Here is an 8,301-nt window from a genome sequence, read left to right as displayed (position 1 = left end):
CCGGAAATACCTTGTGCATCACCGGCAATGGGTGAGGGCGGCAGAGTTTTATGGAGGACACCGATCTGCTCTGGGGACATCATGGGTATGGACTTCAGGATGTCTTGGAATTGCTGAGGTTTCATGGCTGGAACTCCACTTTACACGACAATTCTCATGCTCAGGGAGTATAGACCATGTTAGCAACATTTAATTTGAACAGCGCCAGCCATGTTGCTGAATTTTATCAATGGTGTCCAGGTCCATAAATTTGTTTTTGCCATGACCGAACTGGAAGGTGGCATAACCAAATGCGAAGTCTGTGCAGACAATTAAAGTGTCACTGTTGGAAAAATAAACGCTTCCATTCAGGTTTATCCTTTTTAAGCCGGTGAGATAACAGACTGACAATGGGGGATAACTCATTGCGTCAGAAAACGGATGAGCTCTTGTACCAATAATTTCATAGGGTCTTTCCTGCTGTGTCAGGCAGTGAATCTTCCTTTCCAGCCAGCTTTTACAAGCCTCCGGGGAACGTACATAGGACTCCTTTCCTGTAAATTTTGTGTTGATCTGATCAAGGAAATAATGAAGGTAATGAGTGACATCCGTTGTTTTTATGCCTCTGTGCAGAAATTTTATAGAAGCCTGTTCTAATCTGAAGCCGGTGTGTTTCTTCGAGCAAGGGGGCAGAGCTATACTGCTGCCTTGAATAATTGCTTCCATGTTGTTTACCCAATGGCGTGGAGTGTTGGCCTCTTGAAGTTGACTGGATTTACACCAGCAAAATAATAACTCATCCATGAGTCCTGATAGTTTGATCAGAAGAATTTCATTTGGTTTCTGACCAGTCTGTCAGTATGGCTAACTTTATTTTCCCCGGGAATCATTGTACCGAAGCTTGATGCCTTCCTGCCTGAGCAGGTCGCCGGCCAGGGGGGAAATAATGGTTCTCTGGCTCAGCAATATCTCTTTCACCCCCCAGTGGATCAACATCATGACATCCGCTTCAGAGATGGATTTCTGTCCGAGGAAGTCATGAACTCGAATCGTGTCGGCAGTTTTCTTCGGTTCGATCCGGTTCTCCCGGATGATATCCGACAGCCCCATACGACTGCCCAGTATGGCATTGAGCCGGTTGCCAGCCGCCTTGTTGTCCAGAATCTGCATGGCCCGTTCCGCAATGAGTGAGCCTGCTTCCATGGGGGGAATGCCACCGTAATAAATGTTGGGAACCACGGTGTTTTCGAAAGCGATATCGGCAATGCTACTGAACTCAGCCGCCAGCTGTTGGGTAGGTTCATCTTCCAGCTGGTAGATCAGGTAGGCAGAAAGGCTTCGGGAGGATTTGCCATCGGCACCGGGACGTTCTCCAAGCAATACAATGACCATCCGTGCATTGACGGTTCTGGCGATGTCTTCTGCCAGCCGGACCCGGCCATGGGGGGCCACCATGGTCTGGCCCAGGGAAAAGCCGTGGCTTCTCAAACCGTCTTCAAGAACCGGGAGCACTTCGTTGATGTTCTGATGAACCGCTTCTGCACTGAGCCCGTCGGTGATCAGAATCTGGATGTCCCGGTTTTCCGCCTGCAGGTGGTTTCGGGTTTTATCGCAGAGTTGTGACCCGGCATCCGGTTGAGCATGATGGATGTCAATACTGCTGGCCTGGGAGCGGATCAGCCGGAAGTCGACTTCTTCCAGCTCGTCAAAACGGAGCTTGCTCCGGGCAGCCATCCGGGCCACTGCAATGTTCTGCTTGAGTCTCCGGTTGACGCGGTTGCTCATCCGGGGGCCGGCGTTACTGGTGCCGTAACACATGGGCACCCTGCTGATCAGGTCCTGCCAGGCTTGTTTGGAGTCGGCAAAGATTGAGGGGTCTCCCCAGTTGGGGCCACGGCCGATTTTGCCATCCCGGCTCTCTTTGAAAATCCCTTTTTCCAGCGCCCAGTGGTAAAACTCCGGTGAAGGCTTGAGGTTATGGATCTCGCGCATGGTTTCATCATCATGGCCACTGGTGTCGGCATAGGCCAGCATCCGGTCGACCCCCATGTAGATGTCCATAAAGTAATGGGCTCCGGCCACGGTCAATAACTCCACGGCCATTTCCTGACCTTCACTGGAAGCGTCGGCGTGAAGTGTGAAGCATGGGGATACGCCCATAGGCAGCCCCATAACTTTGCCCATAAACAGGTCCTGGAGGTTGGAGTAAATGATCTGCAGGCTGTCTTTATGGGTTTCCGGGCCTATAAAACCGGTGACACTGTTCACCATGCACGGGTCATAGCGACGACAGAGGCCATAGGTAAGGGCTTCACAGGTGGTCATGTCGATGCCACTGTGTTTGCCATAGCTGACTTCACTGCCTTGACCTGTTTCGAAATACATAAATTGGTGTTCTTTACCAGCAGACTCACTGGTCAGTGCCCCTTTCTCTTTCATGGTCTGCCAGGCACTGTCGAGATAGGGGACGCTGACATCAAACGCTTCCCGCAGCGTGGCATCGGTTCCTGCCAGAGACTGGAACAGTATATCCACCGGCGCTCCCTCTTCCAGGCAGGCCAGTTGAGTGCGAATATGCGAGAGCACACAGACCTGGGTTGGAGCACCGGTCTGACGTCGTATTTTGTCCAGATGGATCAGGCAGGCACCGATGTTATCCACAGTGTCTTCGGCCGGGTTCAGACCAATCAGCAGATCACCGTTACCCATGGACAAACCCATCCAGGTCAGGGCTGTGATGGCATTGAGGTCATCGGTAGGGTGGTTCGGTTGAATGCGGGTGGAGAGTGAGCCCGAAAGCCCCAGATGAGTGCGAGCCTGGGTAGGGCACTGAATCTTTCGAGCGTTGTACACCATGTCGTGTACGCTCATCAGCTTGGTGACGGCAGCGACCATCACTCCGGTCAGCCCGGTGCCCGCCCGGATGATTTGCGGGCCTGTTGCCTGCTGAATCCAGTCCTTTAACTCGCCAAGCGTCATCATGGCCATTTCATCGAACACGGCCATGTCGATGTCGTAGTTGATGCGCATGATGTCATCAATTTCACCACTGTCGTTTGACAGTGGATGGTCATAAATATGCTGCAGAGTCAGGTCGGAAAGAATGGCTCTGGCCGCCTCACGACTGACTTCGTCCCCGGCAGCCAGACCCGCCACTTCGTCTCCACTGGTATGAAAGCCCGCTGCCCCCAGCAGTGCCTTGAGGCCAGAAAAACTGAAGCTTTGCCCGATAACCCTGATTCGATAGACCTCATCCACCTTGGAGGCCGGAACCGAAATCTGCTCCGGCGGGGTCAGTGATGGGTTGGGCATGGCGGTACTCCGTCTCTTGACTGAAACACTGTAGGGTATCGGTGAATGGGAAGCCGGGTATTGATTCCCCTCAGCTCTTCCATACATCAGGCTTGGAAGCCCGGAATTCCGACTCCACTATATGACTACAAACTGATCGCTATTGCACTGCGTAAAAATACACGTTTAGGGAGAAATGTTTTATCTGCGCATTCCATAAAAAACACAGAAGTGACATCACATTTGATTATGTCAGGGCTTGCAAAACCTGCTTTTTGGTAAGCAATGGCACCCCTTGGTACTCGCCAGGCAGGGAGTTATTCAAAGTGGGGAATTGCGGTAATACCGGCAGTGAAAAATAAGTGAAAATGGCGTTAACGTTATTCTGGAAGGGCTGTGATCATCAGGGAGGTGGTTATTCCTTTAATGCCTCCATGATATTAAATGAACAGCACTCAATGATTGAGTCTGTGGGGATGAATATTAAGTATGTATGGGGCGTTTCTGATAGAAGGGTAATGACGGAATATCAACTGATTCCATAAAAATACACAGGAATGACATAATTTTTGATTTTGCCAAGACTGACAAACCCGGCTTTTCGATCGGGGACTTCATCCACGGCCATCAGGTTGGCAGGGAGCTTTCCCCATCGACTGGCATAACTGCCGATGACTTTGCCAAAGTCTTTGGGAACCAGCAGCAGCAGGGGCAGTTGTTCAGGAAATTTGAGTGATTCAATGGTGCTGGCGAGCCGCTCTCCAAAGCCTTTCAGTTCTTTGAACTTTGGATAACTGTCGTCTTTCAGAGTGATTCGGATACAGGCGCCATGGTGGCTTTTCCTGGCCAGGCCAATGGCCCTGTTGAGGCTTTCTTCCCTGGCATCCAAAGAGAGTCGGGCAACAATAGGGAGGTCATTGACGGGCAGTTGCTCGGGTTTGGGCATAAACAGTGTGCTGCCTGACAGTTCGGCGCTGTGCAGGGTCAGTCCGTAAACCGTCGCCCGTCCGCCATATTCAGGCACAAAACGGGTAATGCTTCGGCAGAGAATAGGGGAGTGGGCTATCCCCCGGCATAAATCAATACCCAGGTCACCGTAAGCCGTGGTGCCGGGAAGTTGCCCCGTTTCTGAAAACTGATAGAGCAGTTCACCCACCCCCCCTGAGAACGTAATTTCAGCACGGGCAGTTTTACTGGAATCTGGCAAGAAGGCAGCTTGGCAAAGGCCCTGGCCCATATCCGATTCAAACCAGTGTTGCTCACCGGTGACAATGGCCTCCAGGCCTTTGACGTAATAAGACACCAACTGATCAATGGTTTCGGTGCTGCACTCTTCCCCCGGAACCAATGTCAGTTGAAGTTTTTCAAGCACCTGTCTGCCATGGTGGGATATTTCCAGAAGCCGGTAACTGCCGGGCTCAAAACGGAAGTGACGGGCGCCTATGAAATAACAACCTGATTCCGAAACACTGCCGTCTTTTCCCAGTGCGGGATTGGTGGTGCCACCGCCTATATCCAGATTAATAAAAGGCGTGTCAGGAGAGGAACGTGACAGTTCAAGGCTATTGCCCATGAAGGACAGCCAGGATTCCATACAGGGGTCATCGGCTGTGGCGACAATGGCCTGGTTGACCTTTTCCCGAACAGAGCGGGCAATGGTCAGGGCGTTTCGTTTTTCAGCAGCCAGTCCGGTAATGATAACGCCGCCGGCAAACAGCTGATCGCAATCGACACCACTTTCCTGCAGCCATTGATCCAGGCAGTGATCAATGGTTTCCGGGCACAGTTCACCATTGACAAAAGGGGTCAAGATGGCTTCAGAGCGATACACCAGGCTCGGGTGGCTAAGGTCCATCTTTCCAGTGACGGCATTTCTTTCCAGGCGGGCAGAAGCCACCATGGCTCTGCTGGTGGTTGAGCCAAAGTCGAGGCCAATCATCATGACGGACGAGTTGCCTGGGAAGGGTTTTGTCATACGGAAGGAAGATAAACTGTGAACCAATGGGAGCGCTACTTTACCGGACGAATGTCGGAAGTTCATGTAGTGCTTATTACCATTTTTGCAATAAACAGTAACCCCGAAGCGAACCGTTCAAACTTACAACACTTTTGCCTGAATATTGGATGATGCTTGTTCTTCAGAATTACAGATCTCCATACAGACTTTCATTTCTTATCACATAGTAACTGGCAGGTTTGCTTGGCTCTATTGCTCCATGACCATCAAGCCCTGAAGCATTTCCAAAGTTTCTGCGTACCAGCCGCTCAGTAACGTTTTGGGCTTTGTACACGTTGTATTGTGATACTTTTTTTCTGGCCCAATGAATCAGTTTCCCGGGAGAGGGCAGTGTCAGCTTGGAGCATGCGGCATTGACTGAGGTTACCGACCAGCGAATAAAGGAGCTGGCTGACTTACAGGTATCTAACAGCGCTGCTGCCATTCCCTTCAGCGAAAAAACATCCATCATGCAACCCATTCCAGGCTTCATGGCACATCCCCCCCCCTTTTTTTATTTGTGTTGAGCAAATAGTGTACAGGTCCGAGCAGAAAAGAAACTAACCGAATAGTCCATTGTGGTAACTGTTTTGACTTGACGTCATAGATAGGGAGGCTGCGGGCTGCCTTCCCTGTTTTTCAGAGTTGGGTTGGCCAAACAACCATGAGCGAGACAGCCCGAATCATGGAATTAATGGTCTTCTCATCGCAAGAACTGTTTCAATGTTGCCAGCCCTTCACCGGTGAAGGCACTGATTTCGAAAATAGTATGGATACCGGCAGCGCGAAGTACCTTTCTGGAAAACTCCAGGTCCGCTTTATCACTGTCAATCTTGGTGATGATGCCAATCACTTCCCGGTTAAACATGCTGGCAAAGCCGGGAGGGATCTGGTTCTGTTTTCGGGAGCAGTCATGCACTACGGCAATCAGCTGATAATCCACAGCTGCTGACATCAGGGCAGCAAAAAAACGACGGTTCTCAACAAACTCCCCGGGCGTATCCAGAATGTAATCACTGTACTCCATCGCCTGGGTTTTTTTGTACTTCAATTCCTGGCCATACAATGCCTGGGTTAATGTCGTTTTGCCCGAAGCGGTCGAGCCAACCAGCATCATCTTTTTCATCAGGAGCGGGTTATCTGGGTTGGTGAGAATTTCAAATTGTCCCTTAGCAGGTCCATGGCAGCATTCAGGCCTGCCTCGACACTGCCCACATCTCCAGTGATCACCAGGCAACCAGAGAACCGGTCAAGAAAGCCAATTTCCACACCGGCCGCCTTGGTGGCAACATCACCTGCGATCATGGAGGCTTCGCTGGGGGTAATGGTCATAATGCCAATGGCACTGACGGTTTCAGCATCAAGGCCGAGTTTAATGATCAGATCCTGCTGGGGGTGAGCGATCAGGTGGGCCAGTGTTACCTGCTTGCCTGGCACATATTCCTGAATGATCCGTTCTTTGTTTTCCACAGAGAGGTTACTCATTCTATTGCGTTACCGGGTTAAGACATGAGTCTGAACCCGTGGCTGACCCGTGGATTAGCCATAAATACCATTACTGTTGCTTCTGGCGTGCGATTTCTTCCCAGTTGGCGGGATAAGCCACAAACATGAACCGCGCATGGTCTGGTGCGCTGAATTGAATAGTGGAACCCTTTGGAATAAAGATGACATCACCGGCATGGCCTGTGACTTCCCGGCCATCAATGATGATTTTCAGGGTGCCTTCGATGATGTAATCCACCTCGTCGTATTCCAGTGTCCAGTCGAAGGTGGTTTCATGCATTTCCATCATGCCGCAGCCCAGGCGTGGGCTCTCTTCCAGGTCCAGCATATCGGTGATAAACACCTTGTCGCCAGGCTTGCCAGTATCAAACGGTTTGCATTTGACAGTGGCCGCTTTGACAACGGCGACACCTGACGTGTCCACGTGCTTGTCAAACTCGGGTGCGGTGGCTGTCTGGCTCAGTTGTTCACTGACTACCTTTCGGATGATCTGCTCAAGGGCTTCCGGGGTGATTTGGCTCATAATTGGCTCATTCAACGGCTTATTCAACGAAATAGTGGGTTGATTCAGGCTGGCAGTCGTTTCAAAACTTCTTTGCGGACGGCTGCAAGTTGACTGCTGTCGGTAATACCGTAATCAACAGTCAAAATATGGTTGATTCGGTCATGCAGGCTTTTTGTGTTAATGGCTTTTGGTGAGCGAATCACCTGAATGCCCTGGATTTTGGCAAGATCCGCAGCGCCAGGTGAGAGCAGGAGACCTTTGTCGACGGTCAGGCAGCCATTAACAACAAATTCATGGAGGTTATTACGAGTGATCAGGCGGCTCATTAGAAGACCTCCATATTATCAACAATACCGACAATGGCTTCGTCAACCGGCCCCTGTGAAGGAAGGATCGCCCGTCGGGCGGCACCACCTCTGGCAATCAGAACTGTATCGCCTATGCCTGCACCAACGGTATCCACAGCAACGAGAGAATGGCTGTTTTCGTCGTTGTCATCACAGCTAACGGTTTCTTCAATGGGGTTGATCAGCTCTACGATCATCAGCTTGAAGCCGTTAAGGCCTTCCTGTTTGCGGGTGGCCCATATGTTGCCTGTCACCTTACCAATCAGCACTTGCCCTACTCCCGGGAAATTATCGAGGGCCTCGTTTGGCTGTTCGCTGATGTTAGCTCAGTGTTTACACAAGGCCGGAATACAGGATTGAACAGTAATACAGGGGGTGGGTACTTCAGTTGACGAAGGTCATTTTTCCAGAAATCAGAAAATTAACCTGGATCAATGTTTCATCACTTGATCGCCCTTTCAGCAGTCACTGCTGCAAAGGGGTTACTGTTCAGAAGTAGTCCTGGCCCTGGTTCTTGGTAAAAAGCTCTGGGCGGAGTTTGTTGGCTTTTGCCCTCACCCAAACCCTCTCCCAAAGGGCTGTCTCTTAGTCACAAATCCTAATCTTGGTTTATCCTTTTCTGAGACAGACCAAGATCATGATGCCACTGCCTCCTCAACAATGGGCTGAACAGACTT

9 protein-coding genes are annotated in these 8,301 nt (G+C 50.8%); all 9 read right to left on the bottom strand.

The window, feature by feature from the left end; all coding sequences use genetic code 11:
• Window positions 1-189: 189 nt before the first annotated feature.
• The 9 genes from ACNRUY_RS25205 to ACNRUY_RS25165 all read right to left on the bottom strand — a co-directional run bounded on the left by ACNRUY_RS25205 (window position 190) and on the right by ACNRUY_RS25165 (window position 7,893).
• Complete coding sequence (locus ACNRUY_RS25205) at window positions 190-783, bottom strand: hypothetical protein (RefSeq protein ID WP_488114428.1); 594 nt, start codon at window positions 781-783, stop codon at window positions 190-192.
• Between the two features lie 66 nt (window positions 784-849).
• Complete coding sequence (gene eutB, locus ACNRUY_RS25200) at window positions 850-3,291, bottom strand: ethanolamine ammonia-lyase subunit EutB (RefSeq protein WP_488114427.1); 2,442 nt, start codon at window positions 3,289-3,291, stop codon at window positions 850-852.
• Between the two features lie 508 nt (window positions 3,292-3,799).
• A complete protein-coding gene (locus tag ACNRUY_RS25195; protein ID WP_488114426.1) occupies window positions 3,800-5,212 on the bottom strand; it encodes an ethanolamine ammonia-lyase reactivating factor EutA in 1,413 nt (470 codons plus the stop codon).
• Between the two features lie 202 nt (window positions 5,213-5,414).
• Window positions 5,415-5,759 (bottom strand): hypothetical protein, encoded by a 345-nt coding sequence (locus ACNRUY_RS25190; protein WP_488114425.1) that lies wholly within the window; start codon window positions 5,757-5,759, stop codon window positions 5,415-5,417.
• Between the two features lie 210 nt (window positions 5,760-5,969).
• On the bottom strand, window positions 5,970-6,392 hold the full coding sequence (locus tag ACNRUY_RS25185; RefSeq protein WP_488114424.1) for a EutP/PduV family microcompartment system protein: 423 nt from the start codon (window positions 6,390-6,392) through the stop codon (window positions 5,970-5,972).
• The gene (gene eutS, locus ACNRUY_RS25180) at window positions 6,392-6,751 is read right to left on the bottom strand and encodes an ethanolamine utilization microcompartment protein EutS (RefSeq protein ID WP_488114423.1); all 360 of its coding nucleotides are present in this window, start codon (window positions 6,749-6,751) and stop codon (window positions 6,392-6,394) included. The genes ACNRUY_RS25185 and eutS overlap by 1 nt, the downstream gene beginning before the upstream one ends.
• 70 nt (window positions 6,752-6,821) lie before the next feature.
• Window positions 6,822-7,295, bottom strand: a complete 474-nt coding sequence (locus ACNRUY_RS25175; protein WP_488114422.1) for a cupin domain-containing protein — start codon at window positions 7,293-7,295, stop codon at window positions 6,822-6,824.
• A 44-nt stretch (window positions 7,296-7,339) separates the two neighbouring features.
• Window positions 7,340-7,603 carry a hypothetical protein gene (locus tag ACNRUY_RS25170; protein ID WP_488114421.1) on the bottom strand — a complete coding sequence of 88 codons (264 nt, stop codon included), beginning with the start codon at window positions 7,601-7,603 and terminating at the stop codon, window positions 7,340-7,342.
• Window positions 7,603-7,893 carry a EutN/CcmL family microcompartment protein gene (locus tag ACNRUY_RS25165; protein ID WP_488114420.1) on the bottom strand — a complete coding sequence of 97 codons (291 nt, stop codon included), beginning with the start codon at window positions 7,891-7,893 and terminating at the stop codon, window positions 7,603-7,605. Before ACNRUY_RS25165 ends, ACNRUY_RS25170 begins: the two co-directional genes overlap by 1 nt.
• Window positions 7,894-8,301: the final 408 nt, after the last annotated feature.

It is taken from the genome of Endozoicomonas sp. Z74, assembly GCF_057680865.1.
Note: the sequence above shows the minus strand (reverse complement) of the source record. Positions and strands in the feature narration are given on the sequence as shown.

Excerpts from the sequence above, each read along its gene's own strand:
- ACNRUY_RS25205 (WP_488114428.1), bottom strand. The coding sequence starts at position 783 with ATGGATGAGTTATTATTTTGCTGGTGTAAATCCAGTCAACTTCAAGAG.
- eutB (WP_488114427.1), bottom strand. The coding sequence starts at position 3,291 with ATGCCCAACCCATCACTGACCCCGCCGGAGCAGATTTCGGTTCCGGCC.
- ACNRUY_RS25195 (WP_488114426.1), bottom strand. The coding sequence starts at position 5,212 with ATGATGATTGGCCTCGACTTTGGCTCAACCACCAGCAGAGCCATGGTG.
- ACNRUY_RS25190 (WP_488114425.1), bottom strand. The coding sequence starts at position 5,759 with ATGAAGCCTGGAATGGGTTGCATGATGGATGTTTTTTCGCTGAAGGGA.
- ACNRUY_RS25185 (WP_488114424.1), bottom strand. The coding sequence starts at position 6,392 with ATGAAAAAGATGATGCTGGTTGGCTCGACCGCTTCGGGCAAAACGACA.
- eutS (WP_488114423.1), bottom strand. The coding sequence starts at position 6,751 with ATGAGTAACCTCTCTGTGGAAAACAAAGAACGGATCATTCAGGAATAT.
- ACNRUY_RS25175 (WP_488114422.1), bottom strand. The coding sequence starts at position 7,295 with ATGAGCCAAATCACCCCGGAAGCCCTTGAGCAGATCATCCGAAAGGTA.
- ACNRUY_RS25170 (WP_488114421.1), bottom strand. The coding sequence starts at position 7,603 with ATGAGCCGCCTGATCACTCGTAATAACCTCCATGAATTTGTTGTTAAT.